Source organism: Mycobacterium sp. MUNTM1 (assembly GCF_054660795.1).
This window is the reverse complement of record NZ_BAAGDE010000023.1, coordinates 16,376-29,656: the sequence shown is the minus strand read 5'-3', so window position 1 is coordinate 29,656 and position 13,281 is coordinate 16,376. Positions and strand designations below refer to the sequence as shown.

Annotated in this window: 14 protein-coding genes; 6 read left to right on the top strand and 8 right to left on the bottom strand. The window is 67.7% G+C overall.

The window, feature by feature from the left end; all coding sequences use genetic code 11:
• Positions 1-37 precede the first annotated feature (37 nt).
• Complete coding sequence (locus ACYQ8K_RS15000) at positions 38-1,876, bottom strand: fatty acyl-AMP ligase (RefSeq protein WP_459970171.1); 1,839 nt, start codon at positions 1,874-1,876, stop codon at positions 38-40.
• 209 nt (positions 1,877-2,085) lie between these two features.
• Between ACYQ8K_RS15000 and ACYQ8K_RS14995 the strand changes: the two genes are divergently transcribed.
• Positions 2,086-2,553, top strand: a complete 468-nt coding sequence (locus tag ACYQ8K_RS14995) for an SRPBCC family protein (RefSeq protein ID WP_459970169.1) — start codon at positions 2,086-2,088, stop codon at positions 2,551-2,553.
• Positions 2,554-2,610: 57 nt separating this feature from the next.
• Here the strand turns inward: ACYQ8K_RS14995 and ACYQ8K_RS14990 are convergent, their stop codons facing one another.
• From ACYQ8K_RS14990 to ACYQ8K_RS14965, 6 genes are all read right to left on the bottom strand, one after another.
• On the bottom strand, positions 2,611-2,994 hold the full coding sequence (locus tag ACYQ8K_RS14990; protein WP_459970168.1) for a hypothetical protein: 384 nt from the start codon (positions 2,992-2,994) through the stop codon (positions 2,611-2,613).
• Between the two features lie 167 nt (positions 2,995-3,161).
• Entirely contained in the window at positions 3,162-4,325 is a 1,164-nt protein-coding gene (locus tag ACYQ8K_RS14985; protein ID WP_459970166.1) for an LLM class flavin-dependent oxidoreductase, read from the bottom strand.
• 170 nt (positions 4,326-4,495) lie between these two features.
• Entirely contained in the window at positions 4,496-4,840 is a 345-nt protein-coding gene (locus tag ACYQ8K_RS14980; protein ID WP_459970165.1) for a hypothetical protein, read from the bottom strand.
• 151 nt (positions 4,841-4,991) lie between these two features.
• A complete protein-coding gene (locus ACYQ8K_RS14975; RefSeq protein WP_459970164.1) occupies positions 4,992-5,210 on the bottom strand; it encodes a hypothetical protein in 219 nt (72 codons plus the stop codon).
• Between the two features lie 261 nt (positions 5,211-5,471).
• A complete protein-coding gene (aceA, locus tag ACYQ8K_RS14970; RefSeq protein WP_459970162.1) occupies positions 5,472-7,760 on the bottom strand; it encodes an isocitrate lyase ICL2 in 2,289 nt (762 codons plus the stop codon).
• 245 nt (positions 7,761-8,005) lie between these two features.
• The gene (locus ACYQ8K_RS14965) at positions 8,006-8,719 is read right to left on the bottom strand and encodes an MBL fold metallo-hydrolase (RefSeq protein WP_459970160.1); all 714 of its coding nucleotides are present in this window, start codon (positions 8,717-8,719) and stop codon (positions 8,006-8,008) included.
• Positions 8,720-8,824: 105 nt separating this feature from the next.
• Between ACYQ8K_RS14965 and ACYQ8K_RS14960 the strand changes: the two genes are divergently transcribed.
• The 5 genes from ACYQ8K_RS14960 to ACYQ8K_RS14940 all read left to right on the top strand — a co-directional run bounded on the left by ACYQ8K_RS14960 (position 8,825) and on the right by ACYQ8K_RS14940 (position 11,606).
• The gene (locus ACYQ8K_RS14960; RefSeq protein WP_459970158.1) at positions 8,825-9,151 is read left to right on the top strand and encodes an ArsR/SmtB family transcription factor; all 327 of its coding nucleotides are present in this window, start codon (positions 8,825-8,827) and stop codon (positions 9,149-9,151) included.
• On the top strand, positions 9,148-9,564 hold the full coding sequence (locus tag ACYQ8K_RS14955; protein ID WP_459970157.1) for an SRPBCC family protein: 417 nt from the start codon (positions 9,148-9,150) through the stop codon (positions 9,562-9,564). Before ACYQ8K_RS14960 ends, ACYQ8K_RS14955 begins: the two co-directional genes overlap by 4 nt.
• A gap of 50 nt (positions 9,565-9,614) precedes the next feature.
• Complete coding sequence (locus tag ACYQ8K_RS14950) at positions 9,615-10,061, top strand: SRPBCC family protein (protein ID WP_076056250.1); 447 nt, start codon at positions 9,615-9,617, stop codon at positions 10,059-10,061.
• A gap of 65 nt (positions 10,062-10,126) precedes the next feature.
• Positions 10,127-10,735: a YbhB/YbcL family Raf kinase inhibitor-like protein gene (locus ACYQ8K_RS14945; protein ID WP_459970155.1), complete on the top strand. Its 609-nt coding sequence runs from the start codon at positions 10,127-10,129 to the stop codon at positions 10,733-10,735.
• A gap of 70 nt (positions 10,736-10,805) precedes the next feature.
• Positions 10,806-11,606 carry a lipase family protein gene (locus tag ACYQ8K_RS14940; RefSeq protein ID WP_459970153.1) on the top strand — a complete coding sequence of 267 codons (801 nt, stop codon included), beginning with the start codon at positions 10,806-10,808 and terminating at the stop codon, positions 11,604-11,606.
• 4 nt (positions 11,607-11,610) lie between these two features.
• Here the strand turns inward: ACYQ8K_RS14940 and ACYQ8K_RS14935 are convergent, their stop codons facing one another.
• The gene (locus ACYQ8K_RS14935; RefSeq protein ID WP_459970151.1) at positions 11,611-13,188 is read right to left on the bottom strand and encodes a phytoene desaturase family protein; all 1,578 of its coding nucleotides are present in this window, start codon (positions 13,186-13,188) and stop codon (positions 11,611-11,613) included.
• Between the last annotated feature and the right edge of the window lie 93 nt (positions 13,189-13,281).

The following is a 13,281-nucleotide window of genomic DNA, read 5'->3' as shown; positions in this document are numbered from 1 at the left end:
CCACCCGCGACGGCCGGCGTTCGGTCAACTCTGCGGGTCAGCGGACGCCCAGAGTGCCGTCGAGGTATTCCGCCCGGCAGGCCCGGCGGGCCAGCTTGCCGCTGGTGGTGCGTGGGATGGCGCCGGCCGGCAGGAGACGCACGTCCGAGACGGTCAGGCCGTGCCGCTGCGCGACCGCCGCGCGGATCGCCTCGATCGCCGGCTGCGGATCCTGACGGCTGGTGCCCGCGGCCCGTTCGGCGATCACGACGAGCCGGGCGGCATCTGGGTCATCGCCGGCCGGCGCGCAGAATGCCGTCACGTATCCGCGCCGGACGATTTCCGACGCTTCGGCGACGGTGGCCTCGATGTGTTGCGGGTAGTGGTTGCGGCCGTCGATCGTCAGCAGGTCCGCGATCCGGCCGGTCACGTACAGCTCACCGTCCAGGTACACCCCCAGGTCGCCGGTGCGCAGCCAGGGGCGGTCCGGATCGGCGCCGTCGGCGTGGCCGCCCTCGGCGAGCCGGGATCGCAGCTCGGCGCCGAACGTCCGCCGCGTCTCATCGGGCAGCCCCCAATAGCCGCGCCCGATGTTGTTGCCCTGCAACCAGATTTCGCCCACAGCACCGTCCGGCAACTCGGATCCGCTGGCCTGGTCGACGATGACGGCCCATTCGCTGCGTGCGACCTGGCCACACGACACCTGCGCGACCGCGTTGGGATCATCCGCGTCGACGCGCACCGCATGCCCCGCGCCGAGCCGCTCTGAGTCGAAGTAGACTGCCGTCGCCTCGGCGCCTGGGGCGATGGTCGCGACGAACAACGTGCCCTCGGCGATGCCGTAGGACGGCTTGAACGCGGTCCGCGGCAACCCGTACGGAGCGAACGCCTTGTTGAAGGTCCGGATCGCCTCGATGCTGACGGGTTCAGAGCCGATGATCATCACCACGTTGCGCAGGTCGATCTCCGCACCTTGGCCGGGCAGGCCGCGCTGCGCCGCCCACTCGTAGGCGAAGTTCGGCGCGGCGGTGACGACGTTGCCCTGCCGCGACCCGTCGGACAGCGCCTGGATCCATCGCTGCGGCCGGCGCACGAACGCGGTGGGAGACATCAGCGTGGAGTGACCGCCGTAGACCGCCGGGAAGCCGATCATCGACAAACCCATGTCGTGGTAGAGCGGTAACCAGCTGACGCCGTGGGTATTTCGGTCCAGCAGGTCGATCGACAGGATCATCTGCACCAGGTTGGTGCCCACCGCGCGGTGGGTGATCTGGACGCCGACCGGCGGCCGGGTCGAGCCCGACGTGTATTGCAGGTGCGAGACGTCGTCCATGCCGATCTCGGTGGGCACGAACGAGTCCGCCGCCGAATCGGGTATCTGGTCAATGGCGATCACCCGCGGCCGGCGCAGGTGCGGGTGGCCGGCCAGGAACTTCTCCACCGCCTCTCGGGCGGGCGTCGTCGTGAGTACGGCGGTGGGCTCGGAATCGCGCAGCGCGGTGTCGAGCCGTTCGGCGTGGCCGGGCAGTTCGGGGGCGAACAACGGCACCGCGATGGTTCCGGCTTTGACCGCCGCATAGAAGCCGGCGACGTAGTCGATGCCCTGCGGCGCGAGGACCGCGACGCGTTCACCGTGACCGGCGACGTGCTGGATGCGCGCGCCGATGGCCTCCAGCCGGACGCCGAACCGGCTCCACGTCACCTCTTCGGCGCCGCCGTCCGCCGAACGGCTGTAGTCGAGGTAGCGGTATGCCACGGTGTCACCGACGTTCGCGATGTTGCGATCGATGAGCGAGATCAGGTTGACCCCGGGCGGCAGCACGACTCGGCCGGCCGCGTCCAGGCAGTCCTCGATTCGAAGTAGGCCTGGGTCGTCCTGCCGGGAACCGCGATCCATCACTGCAGTCTAGGCAAACCGATGTGACCGTCCCCGCAAGGTGGATCGGCAAACATCAAGAGCGGCGGGCGCATTCGCCGATTCCGGCAATCGCCCGATCACCGGGTTGACGGCAGCGATCCACCCGATCCGGCCGACGCCGGGCGCGGGCGGTAGCCTACCGGCGAGCGGCGTACAGGGCCGTCCGTCTGCTACCACCAGGAGTTGTCATGCCGGGCCGGAACTTTTCCTTCGAAATCACCCGCACCAGCAGCGCGCCCCCGGCGACGGTGTTCCGGTTGGTGGCCGACGGCGCCAACTGGTCGCGGTGGGCCAAGCCGATTGTCATGCACTCGAGTTGGGCCCGACAGGGCGATCCCGCGCCCGGCGGCGTCGGGGCGATCCGCAGGGTGGGCATGTGGCCCGTCTACGTGCAGGAGGAGACGGTCGAGTACGAGCCGGACCGTCGCCACGCCTACAAGCTGGTGGGCCCGGCCACCCCGGCCAAGGACTACGCCGGTGAGGTGGTCCTCACCCCCAATGCGTCGGGCGGGACCGACATCCGCTGGACCGGGTCGTTCACCGAAGGCGTTCGCGGGACGGGCCCGCTGATGCGCGCCGCGATGGGCGGAGCGGTCCGGTTTTTCGCGGGCCGGCTGGTAAAGGCGGCCGATCGCGAATCCGCCGGGGGCCGCTAGGTTCTCGCATGGCGCATGACGGCCGCGCGCAGCGGCCGCCACGCTTCGATACACGATTTACGGGTTGTTGAACTGATTCTCGTAGGTCTGTTGCTGCTGCATGTCCTGATTGAACTGCTGCTGGGCCTGCTCGTTCTGCTCTTCGGCCTGTTGCATGGCCTGCTGCAGCTGCTGCTGATTCAGCTGCTGTTGCAGCTGGGCCTGGTCGTCGCCGTCATCGGCCGCGAAGCCGTCGCCGGTGAGCCCTGGCGGCGCCTGGGGTGAAAAGGCCATGTCCGTCAGGCGCACCGATTCCGATCCGAGCGGGCTTCCGGGGGTCTGGGGCTGCGCCGCGTCGCAGAGGGCCAGGGCGGCCAGGGTCGCGGCGCCCGCAATGGTGAGGCGCAGTAGTCGCCGACGGCGCCCGCCGGCGGTCGTGGGGTCAGCGGTGTGGGTGGTCATCCTCCAGGTATGCGCCGCGTCCCTAGCTGCCCCCTGGGACCCGGCTGTCGCCTAAATATGAAGCCGCGCGACGGCCGCCGGGCCCGGGTCGTCACCGGAAACGTTGCCGAATTGCAGCGAAAGAGTTGTCCACCGAGGGAATTCGCGAGCGTACGCGTGTGTGACGCCTACTTCGCGTCGACCTCGTCCTGGTACTTCTTGGTCATGTGGGCCACGGCGTCCAACTGCGACTGTGCGAGGTTCTCCCGGGCCTGGCCGGCGCGCGCGGCGGCGTCCAGCGTCGGCTGCGCCTGCCCCTGGAAGTGCGGCATCACCTCGGCGGCGAACAACTCGGCGGACCGCCGGGTGGCGGCCGGGTTGGCCCACTCGTGGCCCATCTGCAGCATGCAGCCGAAACCGCCGGACTGATCCCACAACCGCTGCACCTGTTCGCGCGCCCGCTCAGGCGTGCCGATGACGCCCGCCCCGTTCTCGTTGATGACGTCGATCATCTCGTCGAGCTGCTCGCCGGGCATCGTCATCTGCGGGAACGCGGCCACTTTCTGGAAGTACCGGAACCACGGCTCGATGCCGAACTTGACCTCTTCGCGGGCCTGCTTCTCGGTCTCGGCGAGGTGGAACAGACCGACCAGGCTCCAGTTCTTGCGGTCGACCTGCGTGCTGAACGCCGCGGCGCGCTCCTCGACGATGCCCCAGTGGTAGGACAGCGCGTTGAAACCCTCGACGGTCAGGGTCGCCCCGATGGACAGCAGGCCGATGCCGTGCTTGCCGGCCAGCCGCGCGCCCGTCGGCGACGCGACCGCGGCGACGGACAGCGGAATCCCGCCGTCGGAGAAGGGGGCGAGCTGCAGCTTGGCATCGAAGAGCTGATGGGTGGCGGTCTTGGCGCTGACCGTCTCCCCCGCCAGCAACCGCACGACGATGTCGAGGTTGGTTTCCAGCAGCTCACGGGTGTCGGTGGGGGTGAGCCCGATCATCGACGAGTCGCTGGGCAGCGAGCCGGGCCCCACACCGCCGATGATGCGACCGTGCGTCAGGTGATCCAGCAGCATCAGCCGGTCGGCGACCCAGAGCGGGTTGTGATACGACAACGAGATGACCCCGGTGCCGAACCGGATCCGCTTGGCCCGCTCGGCGGCCGCGGCGATGAAAATCTCTGGGGAGCTGATGATTTCGCTGCCGGCCGAGTGGTGCTCACCCAACCACACTTCGTCGAAGCCGAGGGCATCGAGGTGTTCGATGAACGCAAGATCGCGCTGCAGGGCCAGCGTCGGGTTGGTGCCCGCGCGGTGGAACGGGGCGATGAAGTATCCGAATCTGAGCTTCGACATTGAAGTCCCCTTGCATCCGAGTTGGCCAGAACCATAACCCGGATCGCGGGGTCGCCCTAGGGCCCGCAGCAGGGTTCAGCCGATGGGGCCAGGTAATCCCGGCCCCACCGGCTAGGGAAACAAGTCTTTTGTGTGGTGCGATTCAGCGCCGGGTCAACGCGGCACGGCGATCAGTAGCCGCCGCAGACGTTGCCGACGCAACCGCCACCGCCACCCGGTCCGCCGCCGCCACCGCCGATGCCGGGAATGCTGCCGCCGCCTCCCCCGGGGCCGCCGCCACCGGTCGGGCCGCCGGGAATGCTGCCGCCGCCGCCCCCGGGGCCGCCGCCACCGGTCGGGCCGCCGGGCACACCGCCACCGGGTGCAGTGGTGGGCGCGACGCTGGACGACGGGGTGGTCGTCGGGGTGGTGGTACTGCTTGGGCCGCCTTTATGACCGCCGCCGCAGGCGACCGACAGCACGAGCATCGCCGCACCGCCGAACAGCGCGACCGTCGTCCTCGGTCCAGATCTCATCAGATCCCCCAATCTCCACTTGCGTCACTTCGCCCCGCCCACTTTTTCTTACCCCCGGCCGCGGCAGCGCAAACAGATTTCGGCGCCGAGATTGCGCCCAACGAAGATGGCCCATCACGCCGGTGTGATGGGCCATCGCGGAGGTGATCGGCTAGCAGTTGGCTCCCGGGATGCAACCGGCAAGCGTGGCGACGTGCACGCCTGGCGCGGGCGCGCCCGGCTGCGACACGGCGACACCGGGTGACTGATGCGTGCCCGCCGTCGATGCGCTGCCCGTCGAGCTAACGCCGCCGGCACCGAATCCGACCGCCAGAGCAACCGCCGCCGCACCACCGAACACGGCGACTGCCTCCTTGACTGTGGGTCTCATCAGGCACTCCTCTCTGTTCCGGCGCGTTTGTTAAATCTGAGCGCACAATTGTTACAAGCTAATTCTACACCTGGGCAACTGTTCGCAAGGCAGATTTTTGGCCTGGGTTACGGTGGCGAACGACGCGGGCCGGACACGCGCGCGAAAGGGATGGCGCGGACCGAGGCCCGCGCCTCAAGCGAAAGCGGGCCGGCCTGGATCGATAACGTCGGTCAGCGGCCGCCGGACGCGTCGATGGTGCGGCCGCTGCCGACTCGCTGGCTAATTTTCTTTCGTGATCAGCTTGCGCAGCGCGACCCGGTCGGGCTGCAGCAGCTCGGCGATGCGGGGCCGGTTTACCTCGGCAACGATGATCTCGCCGACCTCTTGGTAGACCTCGCTGAAGATGCCGTGCGATTTCATCTTCTCGGTCTGATACTGGTTGTCCTCGGTCGGCGTCACGTAGATCACCGCGTCGGCCTTGAAGCGGTGCACCAGCCAGAGGTGGATCAGCGTCATCAGCCGCTTCTGCCGCAGCTTCTCGGCGAAGGTGTTCTGGTCGCGCACCTGCAGGATGCTGCGCCCGTGCCGGTCCTTGATCGGGTCGACGACGACGTTGGCGAGCTGCTCGTCGTCGTTGCCGTAGATGCCCAGTTCGAGGACGTCCGAGCCGGCCCGGCGGGGCCGCAGTTGCACGCGGAGTTTCTCGCCGAGGTTGTAGTTGTCGCTCCACATCGCCAGCCACTCCTCGAGCAGCTTCTTCGGCACCTCGGTCTGCACCAGGTGCTGGTGCTGGGTGGAGCCCTCGCCCATCGCCTTGGTGGTCGCGGTGCGACCCGAGGAGGCGGTGAGCGCCGCGTCGCTGCGCGGCCCGCCGACCAGGGTTTGCGGTGTGCGGTAAGGCGATTCGACCAGCCGCATTTTGCGCTGCAGGCGGGCCAGCGCCAGCATGCCGTCCTGTTGCAGCGAGGTGGCGAACTCCTCGGCCGCGACTCCATCGATCTGGTGCCCGCCGTAGGTGATGAAGTTGAAGACGAAGCCCATCTTGCCCAGCTCTTCGGGGAACTGCTTCATCTGTTCGTCGGTCATGCCGGTGGTGTCCCAGTTGAACGACGGCGACAGGTTGTAGGCCAGCATCTGGTCGGGGAACTCGGCGTGGATGGCGTCGGCGAACTGCTTGGCGTCGGCCAGGTCGGCGGTCTTGGTCTCCATCCAGAGGATGTCGGCGAACGGCGCGGCCGCCAGTGATTTGGCGATCGCGTACGGGATGCCGCCGCGGATCTGGTAGTAGCCCTCGGGAGTCTTGGACAGCTCGCAGTCCCAGCCGGGGTCGACGCCCAACTGCTTCGCCTTGGTCTTGGCGGAGTACAGGGAGGCACGCGCGGCGAAAGCGCGCCACTCGTCCACGCTCATGTCGGCCGGCTCGCCCTCGCTGGCATCGAATTCGAGCACTTCGGCCACGGCCTCGCCGTACGTCATCAGCCCGGCGTCATCCTCCCAGGCCGCCACGAACCGCGATTCGACCTGGTCGAACAGGTCGTCGATCGATTTCTGACCGTTCTCGCGCCACGTGTTGACGGCCTCGGAGATCACGCCCTGGATGCCCTGCCGTTCGAGCCAGGCGCCGGCCTCGGCGTACTCGCCCTCGGGCAGCGCGTAGAGCAGGTGACCGTTCAGGTCTTTGACCCCAAGCTCGTAGAAACGGCGAACCATCGCCAGGAAGCACGACTTGTACGACGGGATGTTGAGGTTGGTGGCGCCGAGCAGGAACGGCTGGTCGCGCTCGTCGGCCCTGCTGTCGAGCAGGTTGGCCGCCTCCGCGTCGGTGCGGGCGACGATGATGCCCGGCACCTTCATGATGTCGAGCTGGAAACGCGCGGCGTTGAGGCGTTTGATCTGCTCGTCCGACGGGACGAGCACCTTGCCGCCCTGGTGGCCACACTTCTTGGTGCCGGGGCGCTGATCCTCGATGTGGTACCCGGGCACGCCGACCTCGACGAACCGGCGGATCAGGTTGCGCACGTGCGGATCACCACCGTGGCCGGTGTCCGCGTCGGCGATGATGAACGGCCGGTAGTCGTACTCCGTGGCGGTGGCGCGCTGCTGCTCGCTCATGTTCAGGCGCTGGTACTGCTGGTTGCGGTCGGCGGTCAGCAGCGCACGCACCAACACCGCTGCGTCGTCGGGCACCTGACTCAGCGGGTAGCTGGCGAGGTCGGGTCCGGGATCCTCGGTCGTGGAGCCCTTGGCGGACGTCGCCCAACCGCCCAGATAGATCCCCTCGATGCCCATGCGCTTCATCGCGACGGCCTGGCCGGGCGAGTACGGGCCAAAGGTGGTGATGCTCTTCTTCTCGGCGAACAGCTCACGCAGCCGCTCGTAGAAGGCGGCCGCCGCGTTGCGGGCGACGGTGTAGTCGGTGGGAATGGTGCCGCGCTGCTCGGCTACCTGGCGGGCCGTGAAGAGGCGCGTGATGCGAGAAAAGCGCGGGTCGTCGAAGTATTGCTGCGTGGCAGCGACCTCGTCGTCAAACGACGGCCGGACTTGTGTGTCCCTGTCAATGATCGCCATGTCTTCCGCTCCTCTTCGCGCACGATTCCACTGAACGTGAGTCTATCCCCGGGAACGGCAGTTCAATCAGGCGTCGAAGGACTCGAGCCAAAACTGTTGCCGCACCCAGTACTTGCGAGAGCTTTTCGGCGGCGGCTCAGTGATCGCCACGGTTCGTTCGCCTCCCGGGCGCTCGCCGATCCGGGTGCCGCGCCATGGTGGGACGCCGATACCTTGGGAGACAATACTTTTCGGCATGGTGTCGATCACCGGGCGGCTGCGCGACGGGCCAGCCAGTCCCGCTGGCGCCGGACGAACCCCGCGCCGACGACGGCGCCATGGCCCGGGACGTAGATCGCGTCGGGGCCGCCGACCGCCAGCAGCCGGTCCAGGGTCGCGGGCCAGGCCGCGACATCGGAGTCGGCGTCGATCGCGGGGTCGCCGGACTCCTCCACCAGGTCACCGGTGAACACCACGTTCCGCTCGCCATCGTCGGCCGCGGGCGCGACCACCACCAGGTCCGACGCGGTGTGGCCCCGGCCGAGGTGGGCGATCGCCACCGTCCGGCCTCCGAGGTCGACGACGGCGTCGTAACCGCCGCGGTGCGCGGGCCGCAGGGCGGCGATCGCCGCGTCCACCTCGGCGGGGTCGGCGCCATGCCGTAGTGCGTCCGCGCGGAGCTGGTCGGTTGCCGAGGACAGGTATTCGGCCACCTCGGGGGCGCAGTGCACCCGCGCCCCGGAGAACACCGACGCACCCAGCACGTGGTCGAAGTGCTTGTGCGTCAAGACAATATGATTCACCGGGCGTCCGGCGAGCAGCCGGACGTCGGCGTCGATCGCGGCCGCCTCGGTGAGCGTGGTTCCGGTGTCGACGAGCAACGCCTCGCTGCTGCCGCACACCAGCCCGATGGTGACGTCGCAGAACGGGAGCCGGCAGCGATGCACGCCGCGGGTCAGCGGTTCCCAGGCGAGATGCATAGCCTCCGAAGGTAGCCGCGCCGGCTTGCGGTCGCCGCCCCTTTGTCCCGCGCACTTCCGCGCAATTATGTCGGAAATAGTTGACATGTCGGGAATGTCCGACATATGTTGTCGGCTGTGGCCAGCGTCGATCGCGTCTTCCTTGCCTTGGCGAACCCGGTACGGCGCGAACTGCTGGAGATCCTGTTCGACCAACCGCTGTCGGCGGGGGAACTCAGCGAACGGTTCGAGCTCAGCCGGTCCGCGGTCGCCGAGCACCTCAAGGTGCTGCGTGCGGCGGGGCTGGTGGCCGACCAGCCGCAGGGGCGTCATCGGATCTACCGCCTGACCGCGGAGCCGCTGGCCGACCTCGGCGAGTGGTTACATCCCTTCGAGAAGTTCTGGCGTGCCCGGCTGGCCACGCTCGCCGAGGTCGCAGAGGAGCTGACATGACCGAAACGTCACGATCCGCGACCATCCGGCTGGATCAATTCGTGGCGGCACCGCCGGCCAAGGTGTGGCGGTTGCTGACCGAACCCGCGCTGCTGAGGCTGTGGTGGGCCGAAGGGCAGGTGGCCGCGGTGGTGGGACACCAGTTCACCCTCGACATGCCGGGCTACGGCAAGCAGCCGTGCACGGTGCTCGAGGTCGACCCGCCGCACCTCTTCGTCTATACGTTCACCGCCGCCTGGACTCTGACCTGGCGGCTGGAAGCCGAAGGGGGCGGCACCCGAGTGTTCTTGGAACACAGCGGCTTTGACCTCGAGGACAATCTCATGGCGCAAGCCTTCGAGCGGATGGGGCCGGGATGGCGCGACGTCGTCCTGCCCCGACTCGCGCGGATCGCTGCCCAACCAAGTCTCTGACGTGCCGTTGGGCTGGTTTCGAGCCGCACCGCACCGGCTATTTCCCCGACATGGCTATTACCGATTCCCGCGAAGTCGTCATCGAGGCGACGCCCGACGAAATCATGGATGTGCTGTTCGACATCGAGTCGTTGACCGAGTGGTCGTCAGCCCACAAGAAGGTCGAAGTGCTCGAGCGCGACGACCAGAATCACCCGACCAGATCCCGGCAGGTGGTCAAACTCGTCGGCGTTAGCGATGAGCAGGAGCTGGCCTACACCGTTCACGACGATGGGGTCGGCTGGACACTGATCAGCGCCAAACAGCAACGCGCTCAGGAGGGTCGGTACACGCTCACCCCCGAAGGCGACTCCACCCGGGTCCACTTCGAGCTGACGGTGGACCTGGTGGCGCCCGTGCCCGGGTTCCTGGTCAAGAAGGGGGCCAAGAGCCTGATGGACACGGCCACCGAGGGACTGCGCAAGCGGGTGCTCGAAGTCGAGAAGCGCGGCAAGTAACGTCACAAACGCCCGGGTGAATCGGGTCCTTCCCCACCGCGGGCGCGCGAGTCAGACTGTTATGCATGGAAACGACGCCGGCGGGCACACTTCACCGAATCGCGGCGGTCATCGGGGCGTTGGCGATTGCGCCGGGGCTGGCCGGCTGCGGCGGCCACGGTAGTAGCCACCAGACCACACCGTCGACGCCGAAGATCACCACCCTCGGCCGCACGGCGCCCAACGCGCCCGGCGACGGGCCATTGACGATCAGCAGCCCGGCTTTCGCCGACGGCGCGCCGATTCCGGTGCAGTACACCTGCAAAGGCGCCGACATCGCGCCGCCGCTGGCGTGGTCGGCGCCGCTGGGCGCGGCCCTCGTCGTCGACGACCCCGACGCCGTCAACGGCCTGTACATCCACTGGGTCGTCGTCGGGATCGCCCCCGGCTCGGGCAGCACCGCCGACGGTCAGACTCCCGCCGGCGCGACCGCCTTGCCGAACACCGCGGGTCAGCCCGCCTACAAGGGTCCCTGTCCCCCGGCCGGAACCGGCACGCATCATTACCGGTTCACCCTCTACCAGCTGCCCAATGACTATCAACTGCCCGGCGGCCTGGCCGGCGTTCAGGCGGCCCAGACGATCGCCGGCGCCGCGACCGCGCAGGCGCAACTCACCGGAATGTTCGGCGGCTGAACCCGAGCGGCCCGCCATGCCAACACAATCGACGTTAGACGTAACGCAGGCAATACAATTCGGCCAGCTCGTGAACGCTACCTATAGGACGCCGCCCGGCGATCTGAAGAACGCGGCCGGCCAAGCGTTGAGCGCCGGCGGCGTCGACTACACCGTGGTCACCACGGTTTACGCCAACGATCTGGCAACCGACATGAACCCGGCCCGCGCCGTCGACGAAGTGTCCATCGGTCTGATCTGCCAGGAGGACAAGACGGGCGACGTCGCGATCGCGATCCGCGGCACCGAGGGATGGCTGGAATGGATTCACGACGTCGACTTTCTCCAAGTGCCATGCCCGTTTCTGGCGGGCGCCGGCCACACCGAAGACGGCTTCACCGCCATGTACGAGTCCCTGCGGACCGCGGCCACGCCGGGTTCGCCGACGGTGGTCGAAGCGCTCAAGACACTTTCATTCCCTCGACCCGTCGGTTCGCTGACGATCTGCGGGCACAGCCTGGGCGGGGCACTCGCGACACTGCTCGCCCTTGACGTGGCCGCCAACACAACGTTTACCGACCCGGCCGTTTACACGTACGGCAGTCCGCGTACCGGCGACGCGCTGTTTGCGGCCACCTTCGACCAGGTGGTCAAAAACTCCTGGCGCGTCGCGAACCGGCTGGATATCGTCCCCGCGCTGCCCCCGCCGCTGGACTACGAGCATGTGCTCAATCCGGTCGAGCTCATCCCGGTCCGCTTGGTTCCGTGGCCCCCGAAGACATTGGTGAAATACACGGTGACATGCGAACATTCGCTCGCGACCTATCTGTACCTGCTGTCCCTACAATCCGGTGGCCCCGAGCTTACCCTCGAAGCCGCCTGCAAACCCTGATGACTCAGGACGCGTCGTCGAGCACCTGATAGGCGGCGTTGTAACCGGGGGTGAAGGTGATGCCCGGTCCGCCATGGCATCCGGCGCCGGCGAGATACAGGCCGTCGATGCCGATGGGCATATCGAGAAAGCCCTTCGGGCCGGGCCGGTTGGGACCCATCAGGTCGGGGTGCAGCAGCCCGTGGCAGAAGTCGCCGGAGGGCGCGCCGAACATGGTGTGCATGTGGTAAGGCGCGAACGTGATGTGGCGTATCAATATGTCCTTGAAGTTCGGCGCCAGGCGAGTGATCTTGTCGATAACCCGTTGCGCCATCTCGTTTTTGAGATGCCCGTGCTGGTCGCGGTTGACCTCGACCGGGAATGCGTAGGCGAACGCGCTCGCCGCATGCTTGCCGGGCGGCGCCATGCCGGGGTCGTGTACCGAGGGGATCTGCATTCCCATCGACGGGCTGTCCGGAACGATTCCCCGCCGGCAGTTCTCCCAGTGCAGTTGTTGCGATTCGGGCGACCCGAAGATTCCGATTGACTGTTGCATGCCGTCGGCGTTGAGGAATTCATAGGGCGGGGCGAATTCGGGCAGCCCATCCAGGGCGAAGTGGATCTGCACGAACGAGGCCCGGTGGTCGCGGCCGGAGACGCGTGAGACCAGCCGCGCCGGAACGTGTTCGGGTGCGATCAGTTCGGTGAGCGTGATGTCCGGCGACAGGTTGGACACCACGATCGGCGCCGAGATCGCCGATCCGTCGCGCAGTCGCACACCGGTCACTTTGCCGTGGTCGACGAGGATCTCCTCGGCCTTGGCGCGGAACCGGATCTCGCCACCGTGGGCGATGAACAGCTCGCGGAGGTGTTCGGTGAGCGCGCCGATGCCGCCCTTCAGCTTGGTCATCATCGCGGTACTGGCCGCGTCGTCTTGGGGCACGGCTAATGCGAACGCCAAACACGTTGCGCTGCCTGGGGTATAGGGGCCGCGGTAGGTCGAGTTGACGGCCAGGAATGCCAGCATCCCCCGCATGACGGCGTGCTTGTCATTGTCGGGCAGGTAGCGGTCGATCACGTCCATGGCCGAGCCGAACAGCATCTCGTGAATCGCCCGGCGTTCGTCATCGGTGGCCGCGCAGGCGTACATCTCGTCGAGGGTCTTGGGCGGCCGGCGGACGTCGAAGCGGCCCAGCGCTTTCGCCGGCCCCTGACTCCAGCCGATCAATTCGGCCATGCCGGTGACCGCCTCGAGGCCGTGCCTATCGCTCAGATGCGTCATCAGCCGCATCGGGTCGCGGTAGAAGATCATCGGCTCCTCGCCGTGCTCGCCGATGTTGATCGACATCACGTCGGGCTCCACCGCCGGCAGCGTGTCCAGCCCGAGGTCCTTGGTGAGCCGGCTCGCCATGGGGAACTGCACCGAACCGGCGATCTCGTACCGGAAGCCGTCGATCAATTCGACTGTTGCGGCCATGCCGCCCGCGTAGGTGTTGGCCTCCAGGCACAGCGTGCGCAGGCCCGCGCGTTGCAGGATGGCCGCGGCGGTCAGGCCGTTGTGCCCGGCGCCCACCACGATTGCGTCGTACTTCCTGTCGGTCATGCTGTTGGCCCTCGCCTCCGTCGGGTGGTCGCGCGTCAACAATATGTCAGTACTGACACAATTGGAAGATGGCAGTCGTGACCCGCTCGGCTG

Bases quoted from the DNA above. Each gene is read 5' to 3' on its own strand.
- ACYQ8K_RS14975 (WP_459970164.1), bottom strand. From the start codon at position 5,210: ATGAGACCCACAGTCAAGGAGGCAGTCGCCGTGTTCGGTGGTGCGGCG.
- ACYQ8K_RS14995 (WP_459970169.1), top strand. From the start codon at position 2,086: ATGCCGGGCCGGAACTTTTCCTTCGAAATCACCCGCACCAGCAGCGCG.
- ACYQ8K_RS14960 (WP_459970158.1), top strand. From the start codon at position 8,825: ATGTTGTCGGCTGTGGCCAGCGTCGATCGCGTCTTCCTTGCCTTGGCG.
- ACYQ8K_RS14955 (WP_459970157.1), top strand. From the start codon at position 9,148: ATGACCGAAACGTCACGATCCGCGACCATCCGGCTGGATCAATTCGTG.
- ACYQ8K_RS15000 (WP_459970171.1), bottom strand. From the start codon at position 1,876: ATGGATCGCGGTTCCCGGCAGGACGACCCAGGCCTACTTCGAATCGAG.
- ACYQ8K_RS14950 (WP_076056250.1), top strand. From the start codon at position 9,615: ATGGCTATTACCGATTCCCGCGAAGTCGTCATCGAGGCGACGCCCGAC.
- ACYQ8K_RS14935 (WP_459970151.1), bottom strand. From the start codon at position 13,188: ATGACCGACAGGAAGTACGACGCAATCGTGGTGGGCGCCGGGCACAAC.
- ACYQ8K_RS14985 (WP_459970166.1), bottom strand. From the start codon at position 4,325: ATGTCGAAGCTCAGATTCGGATACTTCATCGCCCCGTTCCACCGCGCG.
- ACYQ8K_RS14980 (WP_459970165.1), bottom strand. From the start codon at position 4,840: ATGAGATCTGGACCGAGGACGACGGTCGCGCTGTTCGGCGGTGCGGCG.
- ACYQ8K_RS14945 (WP_459970155.1), top strand. From the start codon at position 10,127: ATGGAAACGACGCCGGCGGGCACACTTCACCGAATCGCGGCGGTCATC.
- aceA (WP_459970162.1), bottom strand. From the start codon at position 7,760: ATGGCGATCATTGACAGGGACACACAAGTCCGGCCGTCGTTTGACGAC.
- ACYQ8K_RS14990 (WP_459970168.1), bottom strand. From the start codon at position 2,994: ATGACCACCCACACCGCTGACCCCACGACCGCCGGCGGGCGCCGTCGG.
- ACYQ8K_RS14965 (WP_459970160.1), bottom strand. From the start codon at position 8,719: ATGCATCTCGCCTGGGAACCGCTGACCCGCGGCGTGCATCGCTGCCGG.